Source organism: Agrobacterium sp. 33MFTa1.1, from assembly GCF_004328495.1.
GTDB classification, from domain to species: domain Bacteria; phylum Pseudomonadota; class Alphaproteobacteria; order Rhizobiales; family Rhizobiaceae; genus Agrobacterium; species Agrobacterium pusense.
The window spans coordinates 397227-412026 of record NZ_CP036358.1 but is presented as its reverse complement, the minus strand read 5'-3'; the positions used below and the strand labels follow the sequence as shown (position 1 = coordinate 412026).

General features: G+C 60.6%; 16 protein-coding genes. 11 read left to right on the top strand and 5 right to left on the bottom strand.

Annotated elements, in window-relative coordinates; genetic code table 11:
- Nucleotide 1: 1 nt before the first annotated feature.
- Entirely contained in the window at nucleotides 2-1102 is a 1101-nt protein-coding gene (gene ribB / locus EYD00_RS02000) for a 3,4-dihydroxy-2-butanone-4-phosphate synthase (protein WP_004440341.1), read from the top strand.
- A gap of 269 nt (nucleotides 1103-1371) precedes the next feature.
- On the opposite strand, the gene EYD00_RS01995 is transcribed toward ribB, so the two are convergent.
- Nucleotides 1372-2568 carry a winged helix-turn-helix domain-containing protein gene (locus EYD00_RS01995; protein ID WP_004440339.1) on the bottom strand — a complete coding sequence of 399 codons (1197 nt, stop codon included), beginning with the start codon at nucleotides 2566-2568 and terminating at the stop codon, nucleotides 1372-1374.
- Between the two features lie 112 nt (nucleotides 2569-2680).
- Between EYD00_RS01995 and EYD00_RS01990 the strand changes: the two genes are divergently transcribed.
- From EYD00_RS01990 to dxs, 7 genes are all read left to right on the top strand, one after another.
- A complete protein-coding gene (locus EYD00_RS01990) occupies nucleotides 2681-3361 on the top strand; it encodes an energy-coupling factor ABC transporter ATP-binding protein (RefSeq protein ID WP_004440338.1) in 681 nt (226 codons plus the stop codon).
- Entirely contained in the window at nucleotides 3358-3963 is a 606-nt protein-coding gene (locus EYD00_RS01985) for an energy-coupling factor transporter transmembrane component T family protein (protein ID WP_004440335.1), read from the top strand. Before EYD00_RS01990 ends, EYD00_RS01985 begins: the two co-directional genes overlap by 4 nt.
- Before the next feature lie 31 nt (nucleotides 3964-3994).
- Nucleotides 3995-4558, top strand: a complete 564-nt coding sequence (locus tag EYD00_RS01980) for a biotin transporter BioY (protein WP_004440332.1) — start codon at nucleotides 3995-3997, stop codon at nucleotides 4556-4558.
- A gap of 25 nt (nucleotides 4559-4583) precedes the next feature.
- Entirely contained in the window at nucleotides 4584-5519 is a 936-nt protein-coding gene (locus tag EYD00_RS01975; RefSeq protein ID WP_004440330.1) for a histone deacetylase family protein, read from the top strand.
- Between the two features lie 2 nt (nucleotides 5520-5521).
- Complete coding sequence (locus EYD00_RS01970) at nucleotides 5522-5776, top strand: exodeoxyribonuclease VII small subunit (RefSeq protein ID WP_003503059.1); 255 nt, start codon at nucleotides 5522-5524, stop codon at nucleotides 5774-5776.
- Nucleotides 5777-6075: 299 nt separating this feature from the next.
- The gene (locus EYD00_RS01965) at nucleotides 6076-6999 is read left to right on the top strand and encodes a pirin family protein (protein WP_004440327.1); all 924 of its coding nucleotides are present in this window, start codon (nucleotides 6076-6078) and stop codon (nucleotides 6997-6999) included.
- Nucleotides 7000-7100: 101 nt separating this feature from the next.
- The gene (gene dxs / locus EYD00_RS01960; RefSeq protein ID WP_034495944.1) at nucleotides 7101-9020 is read left to right on the top strand and encodes a 1-deoxy-D-xylulose-5-phosphate synthase; all 1920 of its coding nucleotides are present in this window, start codon (nucleotides 7101-7103) and stop codon (nucleotides 9018-9020) included.
- A 42-nt stretch (nucleotides 9021-9062) separates the two neighbouring features.
- On the opposite strand, the gene EYD00_RS01955 is transcribed toward dxs, so the two are convergent.
- Nucleotides 9063-9425, bottom strand: a complete 363-nt coding sequence (locus tag EYD00_RS01955; RefSeq protein ID WP_004440323.1) for a nuclear transport factor 2 family protein — start codon at nucleotides 9423-9425, stop codon at nucleotides 9063-9065.
- 107 nt (nucleotides 9426-9532) lie between these two features.
- Here EYD00_RS01955 and EYD00_RS01950 point away from each other — a divergent pair, with 107 nt between their 5' ends.
- Nucleotides 9533-10327: a helix-turn-helix domain-containing protein gene (locus EYD00_RS01950; protein ID WP_004440320.1), complete on the top strand. Its 795-nt coding sequence runs from the start codon at nucleotides 9533-9535 to the stop codon at nucleotides 10325-10327.
- 5 nt (nucleotides 10328-10332) lie between these two features.
- Nucleotides 10333-10647, top strand: coding sequence for a putative quinol monooxygenase (locus tag EYD00_RS01945; RefSeq protein WP_004440318.1), 315 nt, complete (start codon nucleotides 10333-10335; stop codon nucleotides 10645-10647).
- Here the strand turns inward: EYD00_RS01945 and EYD00_RS01940 are convergent.
- Nucleotides 10644-11027, bottom strand: coding sequence for an ACT domain-containing protein (locus EYD00_RS01940; protein WP_004440316.1), 384 nt, complete (start codon nucleotides 11025-11027; stop codon nucleotides 10644-10646). The genes EYD00_RS01945 and EYD00_RS01940 overlap by 4 nt on opposite strands.
- Nucleotides 11028-11114: 87 nt before the next feature.
- Nucleotides 11115-11567: an Lrp/AsnC family transcriptional regulator gene (locus EYD00_RS01935; RefSeq protein WP_004440314.1), complete on the bottom strand. Its 453-nt coding sequence runs from the start codon at nucleotides 11565-11567 to the stop codon at nucleotides 11115-11117.
- 121 nt (nucleotides 11568-11688) lie between these two features.
- On the opposite strand from EYD00_RS01935, the gene EYD00_RS01930 reads away from it, so the two are divergent.
- Complete coding sequence (locus EYD00_RS01930) at nucleotides 11689-12651, top strand: nucleoside recognition domain-containing protein (protein ID WP_004440312.1); 963 nt, start codon at nucleotides 11689-11691, stop codon at nucleotides 12649-12651.
- Nucleotides 12652-12730: 79 nt separating this feature from the next.
- Here the strand turns inward: EYD00_RS01930 and EYD00_RS01925 are convergent, their stop codons facing one another.
- Nucleotides 12731-14752, bottom strand: a complete 2022-nt coding sequence (locus EYD00_RS01925) for a methyl-accepting chemotaxis protein (RefSeq protein ID WP_004440310.1) — start codon at nucleotides 14750-14752, stop codon at nucleotides 12731-12733.
- Between the last annotated feature and the right edge of the window lie 48 nt (nucleotides 14753-14800).

Below are 14800 nucleotides of genomic sequence, written 5' to 3'. Positions count from 1 at the left end.
AATGGCCTATGACCAGAAACGCGTTGTCGATGCCATCCGCGCTTTCGAAGCCGGTGAAATCGTTGTCGTGACCGATGATGATGACCGTGAGAACGAGGGCGATCTGATCATTTCAGCGGTCCACTGCACGGCAGAAAAGATGGCTTTCATCGTGCGCCACACGTCAGGCATCGTCTGCGCCCCCATGCCGCGCGAAGAAGCCAAGCGCCTGAACCTCAATGCCATGGTGGCCGAAAATGACAGCGCCCATACCACGGCCTTCACCGTCAGCGTCGATTTCAAGCACGGCACCACAACGGGCATTTCCGCCGATGACCGCACGCTGACGGTGCGCAATCTCGCCAATCCAAATGTCGGAGCCGCCGATTTTACCCGGCCTGGACACATTTTCCCGCTGATTGCCCGTGAGGGCGGCGTCCTGATGCGCTCCGGACATACGGAAGCCGCCGTCGACCTCTGCAAGCTGGCAGGCCTGCCGCCGATCGGTGTCATCTGCGAACTCGTCAATGACGACGGCACCGTGACGCGTGGACCGCAGGTCACCGCCTTTGCGGAAAAACATCAGCTCAAGCAGGTGTCGGTTGCCGATCTGATAGCCTATCGCCAGCGCAAGGAAACGCTGGTGGAGATGGAATCCTCCTTCACCATCGAAACGCCCTTCGGCCCGGCCAGAGCGCAGACCTACTCCCTTCCCTGGGACCGGATGCAGCACATGGCGGTGATTTTCGGCGACATCAGGGACGGTGTCGACATTCCCGTGCGCCTGCACCCGGAAAACGTCGCTGACGACGTATTCGGCGACCGCCAGCCGGTGCGGCACTACATGCAGAAGATCGCCGAGGAAGGCCGCGGCGTCATCGTCTATCTCCGTGAAGGCTCCGTCGGCGTCGGTCAGGTTGCGGGGCGGCGCAAGGCGCGCGACCCGGACGAGGCACACGCCCAGGCCCGCTCGCGGGAAAACGAATGGCTGGAAATCGGTCTCGGCGCGCAAATCCTCAAAGACCTCGGCATCAGCTCGATCAAGCTGATGACCACGCGCGAACGCCATTATGTCGGTCTCGAAGGATTTGGCATCAAGATTTCGGCGACGGATATCGGGTGAGCTTAGGTTTTTGCCTGGTCTCGCCGCGCAATTGTGAGGCGAGCGGGTTCCGCCTGCTTCTTCTCGCCGCCGGGGAGAAGTCCGTGGCAGCGGGATGAGGGGCTAGCTCTCCGTAAATCTCTACCGTTGCCCCCTCATCCGACCCTTTGGGCCACCTTCTCCCCGGCGGGGAGAAGAAATATGTCGCAACGCCGCGCTACAATGGGGTATCACGGATCGATAACCTTGAGTCCGAGGGCACCTCTCTCGCAATCATCCGTGCGAAAAACTCAGTTTTCCTCCCGCCAGCCCTCCAGATAGTTCACGCTCTCGACCCCTGTGAACTTCGCAAGCCGCGACAATTCCGCATCGAGCTTTTCCAGCCGCCCGGCCGAAGCGCGCACGCCGGGCTCGAGCCACAGGCGGCGTACATCCAGAGTGCTGCCTTTGCGCTCCGCCTTCATGTCGATGCGACCGATCAGACGGTCGCCTTCCAGAAGCGGAAAAACATAATAGCCATATTGCCGCTTCGGCTCCGGCACGAAAACCTCGATGCGATAATAAAAGCCGAATAGCCGCTCCGTGCGGTTTCGGTCACGCAGCAAAGGGTCGAAGGGGCTCAGCACGCGAACGCGGGAGGACGGTTCCGGTACGTCCGTCAGGTCGGCAGTGAAATCGGCAAAGGCATAGGACTGGCGGGCAGTATCGCCGTCACTTGCGAGAAGCGAGACCTCGCACAATTCATCGCGATGGTTTTTGACCCAGTCTCTCGCCTCCTGCGGCGTCACAAGATCGAAAAACGCGGCGATTTCGCCGTGGGTGGCGAACCCCAGCCGTTTCAGCGCCTCGCGGCAGGCCCAGTCGACGAATTCGGCGTGCTCCACTTCGGTCTCGTGATGCTCACCGGGAATGACCCGTTCGGCCAGATCATAGACCTTCTGGAAGTTCACACGGCCGGCAATTGCAAGCTTGCCGGTGTGCCAGAGATATTCGAGTGCGGTCTTGGAGGGATGCCAGTTCCACCAGCCACCGGACTGGTGTCCCTCCTCTTTAAGCTCCCGCGCCAGCACCGGCCCGGTTGCGGCGATGCGCTCCAGCGTTTCGCCGAACGCGGCATCGAAGCCCTCACCGTGCCATTTGCGCCAGCGTTCCTGAATGATCGGCTCGCGGCGGCGGAAGCGGTGTTTCCAATAGGGATAAAATTCCGTCGGCAGGATGGAGGCATCATGCGTCCAGTGCTCGAAAAGCGCGCGATCCTTTTCCAGCAGCGTGGTCAGATGGTTGCGCCTGTAGGTCTGGTTGCGGGAGAAAATAATCTGGTGATGGGCGCGCTCCACCGTGCCGATGCTGTCCACCTGCACGAAGCCGAGATCGGTGATGAGCTGCAGCAGCCCATCCTTGGAAAGCGCCTTGCCGGGCGGGGAGGAAAGGCCCTGCCGCGCCAGAAAAATTCGCCTTGCTGCTTCGTTCGAAACCTTGATCGTCATGGCCCAGAAGGTATGACGGCTTTTTCGCGAATGCAATGTTCTTTTTTTGTTCCTTGTTTCACTTCTGTTGATGACGGGATATAGAACCGGAAACGAGCGCGAGGATGTAAGTTTGGAAATCCGTTTCGATGCCGCCGGTGTCGTTTTCGAGGGCCGGCAGGTCCTGCAGCCGCTGTCTTTGACGTTGACGGAACGGCGTATCGGCGTAATCGGTCTCAATGGTTCCGGTAAGACCACCTTTGCCCGGCTGATCAACGGGCTGAACAAGCCAAGCGAGGGCAAGGTTTCGGTGAACGGTCTCGACACCGTGAGCGACGCCAGGGCCATCCTGCAGATGGTCGGTTTCATCTTCCAGAATCCCCAAAACCAGATCATCCTGCCGATCGTGCGCGACGATGTCGCCTTCGGGCTGAAGCGGCTCGGCCTCGGCAAGGCCGAAACTGAAAATCGGGTGAAGGTCGTTCTGGCCGGACTCGGCATCGCGCAGCTGGAAGACCGGCGCGCGCATGAGCTTTCCGGCGGTGAGCTACAGCTTGCAGCGCTTGCCGCCCTTCTGGTGACGGAACCGCAAATCCTCATTCTCGATGAGCCAACCAACCAGCTTGATCTCAAAAACCGCGCAATCGTGGAAAGAGCCATGGCGGCGCTGTCCCAGGCGCTGATTGTCATAACCCACGATCTGCCGTTGCTTCGGGGTTTCGATCGGGTGCTGGTTTTCCATGAGGGTGCGCTTATTGCAGATGCTGCACCTGAAGCGGCGGTGGCGCGCTATCTGGAGGTGGCGTCGCGATGAAATCGCTGCATGTCGAAGGAACGGGCTGGCTTTACCGCGTCTCGCCGCGCCTCAAGCTTCTGACGCTCATGGGCTTCAGCATTGCATTGTTCCTCACCCGCGACTTGCTGGTTCTCGCATGCGCGATGGTTCTGACCGCGCTAGTTCTGAGCGCGACGCGGCTGCCCCTCAAGGACATCGCCCTGCGGCTGCGGCCGGTGATGCTGACGATCTTCCTCGTTGCCGGCTTCAGCTATCTCCTGCTTCCGGCACACGATGCCAGTGTCAATCTTATGCGGCTGACGGCACTTGCGTTGCTCGCCACCGCCGTCACCATCACCGTCAGCATTTCGCAGTTCATGGACGAAATTACACGTGCTGCCTCCCCGCTGGAAAGGCTGGGGCTGCTCAAGGCCGCCGATATCGGGCTTGCAGTCGGACTGGTGGTGCGCTTCGTGCCTGAGATCGTCAACCGTTACCATGCGGTGCGCGATGCACACCGGGCGCGTGGCCTGCCCGTGCGGATGGCGACCATCATCGTGCCGCTCGTCATTATGACGTTGAAGGATGCCGATGCCATTGCCGACGCCATTGACGCGCGCGGTTTCAGAGGCCAAAGCTGACGGCCAGACAACCATCCGGAGTTTCCGAGCCATGACGACCCGCGACCTCGTGCTGATTTCGCTGTTTTCCGCCATCATCATCGCGCTCGGGCTTTTGCCGCCGATCACGCTCGGTTTCATTCCGGTGCCGATTACCGCGCAGTCGCTCGGCGTCATGCTCGCCGGCGTCGTCCTCGGCGCAAAACGCGGCACGCTCGCGGTTCTGCTGACGATTCTGATTGCCGCCATCGGCCTGCCGGTGCTTTCGGGCGGACGTGGCGGTCTTTCGATCTTCACCACGCCGACAACGGGCTTCCTGATCGGCTGGATCGCAGCCGTTTTCGTCACCGGCACGCTCTCGGAAAAACTCGTCAATCGCAGCCAGTCCGCTCTGGCGCAGGGTGTTGGCTTTTTCGTCGCCAGCCTGATCGGCGGCGTGGTCGTGCTTTATGCTTTCGGCATCACCTACCTGGCGGTGGTCGTCGGTCTCGGTTTTGAAAAGGCTTTCATGGGTTCGCTCGCCTTCATCCCGGGTGATGCGCTGAAGGCCGTGCTGGCAGCCCTTGCCGGCCGCGCCGTCATGGCGGGTTATCCGCTGCTGCCGCAGCGCGCCTGAAAACACTTTCTTCGGGAGGAAAAGAATGGCGACGCGTTTATACGAACATCCGATCTTCCTTGAGCATATCACGCCTTCCGGCCATCCCGAGCGGCCGGACCGCCTGCGGTCGCTGAACATCGCGCTCGAACATCCGAATTTCGAGCGCCTTGATCGCAAAGAAGCGCCTCAGGCCAATGAAGACGCGGTGCTGCTGGCGCATCCGGAAGAGCATCTGCTTGCCGTGATGCGACAGATTCCGGAAGAGGATGGCGAGATCAACCGCATTGAGGCCGACACTTACGTTTCGCAAAAAAGCCTGCAGGCGGCGCTGACCGGCATCGGCGCTGCAATGGCGGCAGTAGACGATGTTTTTGCCGGCGCTGCCGACAATGTCTTCGTTGCAGCCCGCCCGCCTGGCCACCATGCCGAGACCGCCAAGGCCATGGGCTTCTGTCTTTTCAACAATGTGGCGATCGCCGCCCGCCACGCGCAGAAGGCGCATGGTGCCGAGCGCGTCGCCATCATTGACTGGGATGTGCACCACGGCAACGGCACGCAGGACATCTTCTGGAACGACACATCCGTGCTGTTCTGTTCCACCCACCAGATGCCGCTTTATCCGTGGAGCGGCGATAAAAACGAAACCGGCGTGAAGAACAACGTCGTCAACGCACCGCTTTCTCCGAACACCGGCAGCGAACATTTCCGCGAGGCATTCAAATCACGCGTTTTGCCGGCGATTGCGGATTTTTCGCCCGATCTCATTCTCATCTCCGCCGGTTTCGACGCGCATCACCGCGATCCGCTGGCGCAGATCAATCTGGTGGGAGAGGATTTCGACTGGGCGACGGGCCGGCTCTTGGAGATGGCGGATAAATACACTTCGAACCGGGTCGTCAGCCTGCTGGAAGGCGGTTATGATCTGGAAGGGCTGGCGGAATCGGCAGCCATGCATATTTTGAGAATGATGAAGGGTTGAACATGACGGAAAATGCCAACACAGCCGATGTCAGCGGTTATTCGTTCGAAAAAGCCGTCGCCGAGCTGGAAAGCATTGTCGCACGTCTGGAACGCGGCGACGTGGCGCTGGACGAATCCATCGCCATTTATGAGCGCGGCGAAGCCCTGAAGAAGCATTGCGAAACGCTGCTGAACGCTGCCGAAAAGCGCATCGAGAAGATCCGTCTCGACCGCGCCGGCAAGCCGCAGGGTGTGGAGCCGCTTGACGGAGAGTGACTGCGTTTAGGGTGAGCGTTCGGACGGGATTCGATAAGGTAGCCACCTCCCGATTTAAACGCTCGACGTCATCCTTGGGCTTGCCCCGAGGATCTGCAATGCATTGATTTTCTTGACGTGTTTAGATCTCGGGACAAGCCCGAGGATGACGGAGGAGAGGTTTTGAGAACTTTCCCCGGCCGTAAGGTGTTCTCACAATGTCGTGTTAACAAGGATCGTTGACGCTGCGTTCGATATCGCGATGCTCCCCTCCCCCTCGGTTATGCTAAACTCCCGCCAGACGATACGAGGAGCTGACCATGTCCTTCTTTCCCGGTAACGATCCCGTCGCGGGCGATGCCTTTGCCTGCGACGCCATCGAGAACCTCATCATCCCCCGCACCAGCGATATTGGCGGCTTTGCGGTGCGGCGCGCGCTACCGACGCGGCAGCGGCGGCTTGTCGGTCCCTTCATCTTTTTCGATCGCATGGGTCCGGCGATACTGAAGGCCGGTGAGGCGCTGGATGTGAAGCCGCATCCGCATATCGGGCTTTCCACCGTCACCTATCTGTTCGACGGCGAAATCAAGCATCGAGACAGTCTCGGCACCGAGCTTGTCATCCGCCCCGGCGACATCAACCTGATGACGGCCGGGCGCGGCATCGTGCATTCGGAACGCACGCCGGAAAACCTGCGCGGCCATCCGCTTTCCATGTCGGGCCTCCAGACCTGGCTTGCCCTGCCCGACCATATGGAGGAAATCGACCCGGCCTTTGCCCACACGGCAAAGGAAGAGATGCCGGTGATCGATATCAAGGGCGCGTCGGGTCGTGTAGTGATCGGTGAATTCGAGGGCCTCACCTCCCCCGTTGCGGCCTTCACGGATACGCTTTATGTCGACCTGACGCTGGAGCCGGGGGCAAAGTTTCCCTTTTCCGCCGATCATGAGGAGCGGGCGATCTATATCCTGTCCGGCTCGCTGGATGTGGCGGGCGATATCTTCGCCGCCGACCAGCTGCTCGTCTTCCGGCCGGGTGACGACATCACGCTTCAGGCCGGCAGCAATGGCTGTCACATCATGATCTTTGGCGGGGCAGCGCTGAATGAGCGCCGATACATCTGGTGGAACTTCGTTTCGTCATCAAAAGAACGCATAGAACAGGCCAAACAGGAGTGGAGAACGGGACGCTTCGACATCGTTCCCGGCGACGAAGAAGAGTTTGTCCCTTTGCCGGAAGGTTGAAATTCTATAGAAGTATACGACATGCATGGTTCACCCGGCGGCTTTCGCGATGAAAGACGTTCTCACGCGCCGCGCGGGGACCACCAGAAAAGGCCGAACGATTGACCGGAATGCCACAGACACCATTGCTTGACCGGGTGAATTTTCCCTCCGATCTCAAGGAGATCGATGATCGCGACTTGCCGGAACTGGCAAGGGAACTGCGCGACGAGATGATTGACGCCGTGTCGAAAACCGGTGGGCATCTGGGTGCCGGCCTTGGCGTTGTGGAACTGACGATTGCCATCCACAAGGTCTTCAACACGCCCGAAGACCGGCTGATCTTCGATGTCGGCCATCAATGTTACCCGCACAAGATCCTGACCGGCCGGCGTGATCGCATCCGCACGCTGCGGCAGGAAGGTGGCCTTTCCGGTTTCACCCGCCGTGCGGAAAGCGAATATGATGATTTCGGCGCCGGCCATTCTTCTACCTCCATTTCCGCCGGTCTCGGCATGGCGGTGGCGGCGGGCTTGGATGGCAGCGACCGCAAGGTCATTGCTGTCATCGGTGACGGTTCCATGTCTGCCGGCATGGCGTTTGAGGCACTGAACAATGCCGGCGCGCTCGATGCACGACTGATCGTCATCCTCAACGACAACGACATGTCGATCGCGCCACCGACCGGCGCGATGAGCGCCTATCTGGCGCGTCTCGCCTCCGGCCGCACCTATATGGGTTTTCGCGATTTCGGCAAGAAGCTGACGGCGTATCTCGGCAAGACGATCGACCGCGCCATTACCCGCGCCGTGACCCATGCACGCGGTTACGTGACCGGCGGCACGCTGTTCGAGGAGCTTGGTTTCTATCACATCGGCCCGATCGACGGTCACTCCTTCGACCACCTTTTGCCGGTGCTGCGCAATGTGCGCGACAACCAGAAAGGCCCTGTCCTCATCCATGTGGTGACGCAGAAGGGCAAGGGTTATGCGCCGGCGGAAGCCGCAGCCGACAAATATCACGGCGTCAACAAGTTCGACGTCATCACCGGCGCGCAGGCGAAAGCCAAGCCGAATGCGCCGAGCTATACTAGCGTCTTTGCCGAGGCGCTGATCCAGGAAGCCACACTCGATGAGAAAATCATCGGTGTGACGGCCGCGATGCCCAACGGTACCGGCCTCGACAAGATGGCCGAGCTGTTCCCGGCGCGCACCTTCGATGTCGGCATTGCCGAACAGCATGCCGTCACCTTTGCGGCGGGGCTTGCGGCTGACGGTTACAAGCCGTTCTGCGCGCTTTATTCCACCTTCCTGCAGCGCGGTTACGACCAGCTGGTGCATGATGTGGCGATCCAGAGCCTGCCCGTGCGTTTCCCGATCGACCGCGCCGGTTTTGTCGGCGCCGACGGGCCGACCCATGCCGGCTCCTTCGACACCACTTTCCTCGCCACCCTGCCCGGCATGGTGGTGATGGCAGCGTCCGATGAGGCGGAGCTGAAACATATGGTCCGCACGGCAGCGGCCTATGACGAAGGCCCGATTTCCTTCCGTTATCCGCGCGGAGAAGGTGTCGGCGTCGAGATGCCCGCGCGCGGGGAGATTCTTCAGATCGGCAAGGGTCGCATCATCAAGGAAGGCACGAAGGTTGCCCTGCTTTCCTTCGGAACCCGCCTTGCGGAATGCCTGGCGGCGGCCGAAGACCTGGACGCCGCCGGTCTTTCTACGACGGTTGCCGATGCGCGCTTCGCCAAGCCGCTCGATCTCGATCTCATCCGACAGCTTGCCGCCCATCATGAGATTCTGGTGACGATCGAAGAAGGCTCGGTCGGCGGTTTTGGCGCACATGTGCTGCATTTCATGGCAAGCGCCGGCCTGCTCGATCACGGCCCCAAGGTGCGGACACTCACACTGCCCGACCAGTGGGTGGAACAAGCCAAGCCAGAGACCATGTATGCCAATGCCGGCCTCGACCGGGCCGGCATCATTTCCACGGTGTTCAATGCGCTCGGCCAGCGTCAGGCCGGAGTCGGTTTCGCCGGCTGACAAAACTGCCGGGACAGGAGGCGGGACTATCCCGCCTTTACCTCAGGATGCCGCGCCGTCGAGAAAACCAACGACATTTTCGATCCGGCCCTCGGCATCGTGGCTGACGACATCGGTGCCACCAGCCACATCGTCCCCGTCAGGCGAGATAAGGCGCCAGGAGAAACGGGTGAATTTGCCGTGTCCGTCAGGGGTGCCGGCAAGAACGAAACGATATCCCGGAAATTTCTGCCGCGCCGCCTCGATCATGGCGGCAATCCCCTGCTGGCCTTCGCCCTGCATCAGCGGATCGACGTAGCGCGTATTTTCTGCCCATGCCTGACCGATGAGGTGCCTGCGGCGTTCATTGTCTTCCTCATTCCAGGCTGCGAGATAGGTTTCGGCGATTGCGAGATGCTGCGTCATGATTGCGCTCCTTGTGGTTGACGGCCCAAACATGCCGGGGGTCGGGAAGCGGAACAATTACCTCCGAGGTAATCGCATCCGCGATATCTTCTGCTAGGCTGCGGGGCATGACACATCATCGAGAACATGTCGGCCAGGTGCTGAAGGAATGGCGAGCCCGCCGCAGATTGAGCCAGCTGGATCTGGCGGTGGAGGCTGAAATATCAGCACGCCATCTGAGCTTCGTTGAAAGCGGGCGATCATCGCCCAGCCGCGACATGCTGGTGAGGCTGGCGGAGCAGCTTTCGATGCCGGCCCGCGCCGCCAACCGGCTGATGCTGGCTGCAGGTTATGCACCCGTTCATTCCGAACGATCACTGGATGCACCTGATATGGCAGCCGCCCGACAAGCCGTCGAAACGGTAGTGCATGGGCATATGCCATTCCCCGCTCTTGCCGTCGACCGGCACTGGAATGTCGTTCTCGCCAATGGGACGATCACGTCGCTTCTGGCCGGCGTTTCAGAAGAGCTGCTTTACCCGCCGCTCAACGCCTTGAGGCTGAGCCTGCATCCGCTGGGCCTGAGTTCGCGCATCGTCAATCTGGCCGAATGGCGCCATCACCTGCTGGAACGCCTGCGCCGTCAGGTCGAGGAAACCGGAGACGAAGTGCTTTCTCGGCTGCATGCGGAGCTTGCGGCCTATCCCGCACCAAAGGTCGCCCCGCATACCGCCGGGGCCGACCCTCTGGCCATACCGCTCCAGCTTCGCGATCCATCTTCGGGCGGCATATTGAGCTTCATTTCAACCACCACGGTTTTCGGGACGGCGACGGACGTCACGCTCTCCGAACTCGTGCTGGAGTGTTTTTATCCCGCCGACGCAGCAACCCGCAACGCACTGATGCAAGGCGCCAGGGAGTAAGACCCGTGCACACCACCTATCTTATCAGCTTTCAGGTCCGTCCAGCCCAGCGCGAACGTTTTCTGGAATTGCTGAATGCGCTGCTCGACGCCATGCGGCACGAAAAGACCTTCGTGAACGTAACCCTGCACTGGGGTGGCGAAAACGAGAACCGGTTCCTGCTGCATGAGACCTGGACTGACCATCAGGACGTCATCGACGTTCAGATCCACCGGCCCTATCGGCAGGCATGGCACGATGCCCTGCCCGAGCTTCTGGACGCGCCGCGCGATATTTCCGTCTGGCATCCCATGCGGGCGGATCACGCTCACGGAGCTTAGATGCGCGAGTGCCCTGCATTTGCCAGCAGCTCAAACGTTTTCTCAAGATCTTTCGATTTGACCAGCAGGTGATCGCCATCGAAAGTGGAAACCACGAATATCCCGATGTCGTTGGTCGATAGCGGTTCGATCACCGAAAGCACGATGCCGGTCTCATCAAAGGCGAACGGGCCCTGAAGTTTGAGACAGTTCCAGCCGGTGTCGGCCTTAACATCATGAGGGATACGCTCCTGACGGCAAACGACGGAAAGCTCATCATCAGTCCGGCTGATGCTGAGAAAACCTGTGCCATCGGCCCAGGCTGGAATGGATGCATCGGCAGAAAGCCGGGCCACTCCGTAGGCGCCCTCAAGGAGCCTTAACTTAACGCGAGGCGCCATCTGTAAACTGCCTTCCCAAAAGCCAGACGCTTTCCTTGGGTTGAAGGGGAGGATCAAATGCCTTCCCAGGACGCCATATTATCAGTTTCAAAGCTTGATGGCCGTTTCTTCTTTCGCCGTCTTGATGACGACCATGGTGAAAAAGCGTGCCACATTGTGCTGATCGCGGAACAAGCGGTCGCACAGGGCGTCGAATTCTTCCATATCCCGCAGGCGTAACATCAGTACGACATCGCTTGCGCCGGTGACGGCATAGGCCTGCGACACCGCCTCCTCCGCGCAGGCAATATCCAGAAAGCGGCGCATCTGCTGCTCGCCGTGCAGTTTCAGCTCCACCGTCACCAGAGCCTTGAGCACGCGTCCCGCCTTTGCCGGGTTGAGGATCGCCACGATGCGGTCGATCACGCCCGACTTGCGCAGCCGCTGCAGGCGGCGCAGGCAACTGGACGGCGACAGCCCGACTTCATCAGCCATATCCACATTGGTGCGCGAGGCATCGCTCTGCAAAAGGTTCAGAAGTTTCCGGTCGATCCTGTCCATGCGGGCAGCATATCGCCCGCCGCCATCTTTGCAATAAAATTGCATGAAACTGCAATCTCTGACCGCAAATGCGAACCGGCCGGGAGTAGTGGATGGAAACAACTTTCAGGGGAGCCTTCATATGTCAGTTCTACAGACCGTCTGGCAAAAAACGCGGGAAACGCTTGCAATTTACTGGGTGCTGGTGCGGATCACGGTCCCGATCGCCATACTGACCGAGCTGCTATCAAGGATGGGGGCGATCGATGCGGTGGCGCCTGCCTTTGCGCCGGTCATGAACCTCATCGGCCTGCCGCCTGAACTCGGCCTTGCCTGGCTGACCGCGATGCTGGTCGGCATATGGGGTGCCGTGCCGCTCATCTTCACGCTGGTTCCCGCGTCGTCACTGACCGTGGCTGATATCACCGTTTTTTCGGCGCTCATCCTGTTCGCCCATGGCCTGCCAATCGAACAGAAAATCATCGAAAAGGCGGGCCCCGGCATGATCGTCACGACGGGGCTGCGCGTCGGCGGCGGATTGCTTTATGCCTTTCTCCTGCACCAGCTTCTGGAATCGACCGGCTGGTTGTCGGGGCCGGTGACCCCGGCCTGGATTGCGATGAGCGCCACGCCTGAATGGTCCGCCTATTTCCTCGGTCTCGGTGAAACCATGGCCTGGATGCTCGTCATCCTCCTTGCCCTTTCCCTTTGCCTTGAAATTCTCAGGCTGACCGGCCTGCTCGCGCTGATGATGAAAGCGCTCTCGCCCCTGCTGCGTCTTGCAGGCATTCGCGGCGAGGCCGAGCATCTCACTGCCATCGGGTTATTCCTCGGCATTTCCTATGGCGCGGGTTTCCTGATCCGCGAGGCGCAATCGGGGACGATATCACCGCGGCAGGTATTTCTGTCCTGCGTCTTCATGGGTTTTGCCCATAGCGTAATTGAAGACACGCTTGTGGTCATGTCGCTGGGTGCGGATGTCTACGGGGTTCTCGCCGGACGTCTCGTTTTCGCCATTGCCGCAACCGCCGTCATTGCCGCCCTGCTCCACCGCCTGTCGGATGAGCTTTTTTTTGCACGGATGTTCCGGCTACAGCGCGCCTAGGCGGCCTCCCATTTGAAAATGCCGACGCAAAAAGGGGGCCTTTCGGCCCCCGATCCGTAGGTTCAATCTGAAGCCCCGCTCAGAACTCCGTCCAGTCCTGATCCTTCGCAGCCGGTGCTTCGGCAGCACCACCGAAGGCGCGGGCAAGGCTCTGGCCGAGTGCACGGGCCGGCGATGCGACAGGCCTTGCTGTTGCAGAGGCCGATTTTACCGGAGCCTTGCGGATCGGCGCGGCCGGCGCAGGCTGGAAGGCAGGCTTGGCCGAAGATGGGCGCGGAGCGGAATATCCGCCGGCGCTCGCAACGGCGGTGCGTGCGCCGCCCATCCTGAACTGGCCAAGCAGGCTGTTCAGCGCTTCCGCTTCGCGGGCCAGCGAATGGCTGGCGGCGGTCTGCTGCTCCACCATGGCGGCGTTCTGCTGCGTGCCCTGATCCATGGTGTTCACAGCCGTGTTGATTTCCTGCAGGCCGGTGGCCTGTTCGCGGGCAGCGACAACGATGGCGCTGACATGGGCGTTGATCTCTTCGACTTCCGAGACGATGAGTTCCAGCGCCTTGCCGGTTTCATCGACGAGATTGACACCGTTTTCCACCTGCTGGCTGGAAGCGCTGATCAAGGTCTTGATTTCCTTGGCGGCATTGGCCGAACGCTGGGCAAGTTCACGGACTTCCTGCGCGACCACCGCAAAGCCCTTGCCGGCATCACCGGCACGGGCGGCTTCCACACCGGCATTCAGCGCCAGGAGGTTGGTCTGGAAAGCGATATCGTCGATGACGCCGATGATGTTGCCGATTTCGCCCGAGGACTTCTCGATCTCGCGCATGGCGGCAACCGCCTTGCGGACCACAACACCCGACTTTTCCGCACCGGCGCGGGCGCGCTGGACCAGATTGCCGGCATCTTCCGCACCACGGGCGCTATCACGCACGGTGGTGGTGACTTCTTCGAGCGCCGCAGCGGTCTCTTCGATGGAGGCCGCCTGCTGTTCGGTGCGGCGCGACAGGTCGTCGGCGGCGGAGAGCATTTCCGAAGCGCCGGCATTGATGGCGGCCGCGTTCTCGCCGACCGTGCGCAATGCCTGCTGGAGTTTTTCGACGGCGCTGTTGAAATTCACACGAACCGGATCAATCGCAGGCGCAAAAGGCGTTTCAATGCGATAGGAAAGATCGCCATCCGCGAGAGCCGCAAGGCCCTTGCCAAGCTCGGCGCTGGCAAAAGCGCTGGCGGCCTCGTCCCTGGCTTTTTCTTCCTCGGTGCGGCGACGTTCTGCTTCCGTCGCGGAGCGCATGCGATCGGTCTCACCGGCAAGGCGGGCTTTTTCAAGCCCGGCTTCCTTGAAGACCATTACAGCCTTTGCCATCTTGCCGACTTCGTCGCCACGATCCGTGGCCGGAACTTCCGTCGTCAGATCGCCATCGGCAAGCCGGCTCATCGCCGCTGTCATGCCGACGATTGGCGTAACGATGGAGCGCGAAAGCGCCCAGATCAGGATCACGGCGAGAAGGCCGGCGACGGCGCCACCGCCGAGAAGGGCATATTCCAGCTTGCGGGCAGCAGCCTGCTGTTCTGCAGCGTAAGCGGTGGACAGGCCATTCAGCTGTTCCTTGATCTTGGCGGCCGAGGCACGGAAGCCGTCAAGCTGGCCCTTGGCCTGATTGCGGCCGATTTCGATGATTTCGGAAATCGGCGCTTCGGTCGTCTTGCGTGCGGCGATCTGCGGTTCCGCCAGTTCCTTGAAGAACACGGTGGCGGATTTCTGCATGTCGTCGATGGATTTCAGGATGTCCGGCTGGCCGGCAGCAAGGGCGCGCGCTTCATCAAGCTTCTTCAGCATGATATCGCGCTGGGCGAACACGTCATTATAGGTGCTGTCACTGCGGAACAGCAGGAAGCCGCGCTGATTGACGGCCTGTTCCAGCATGGCTGCCGTCGCGCCATCCACGGCCTGGATGATATCCTTGGTGCGGTTGTTTTCAATCGTGACACGCTCGCTCCCCAGCGTCTGCCAGAATACGACCGCGGAAGCGAGCAGGCACACGCCCATCAAGGCACAGAAGGTGGCTATGAGCTTCAGATTAATGGGGAGATTTTTCAGCGACATCGCAAACTCTCTCGGCGACCCGATGCCTCGGAGCAAGCGTCTGCGCTG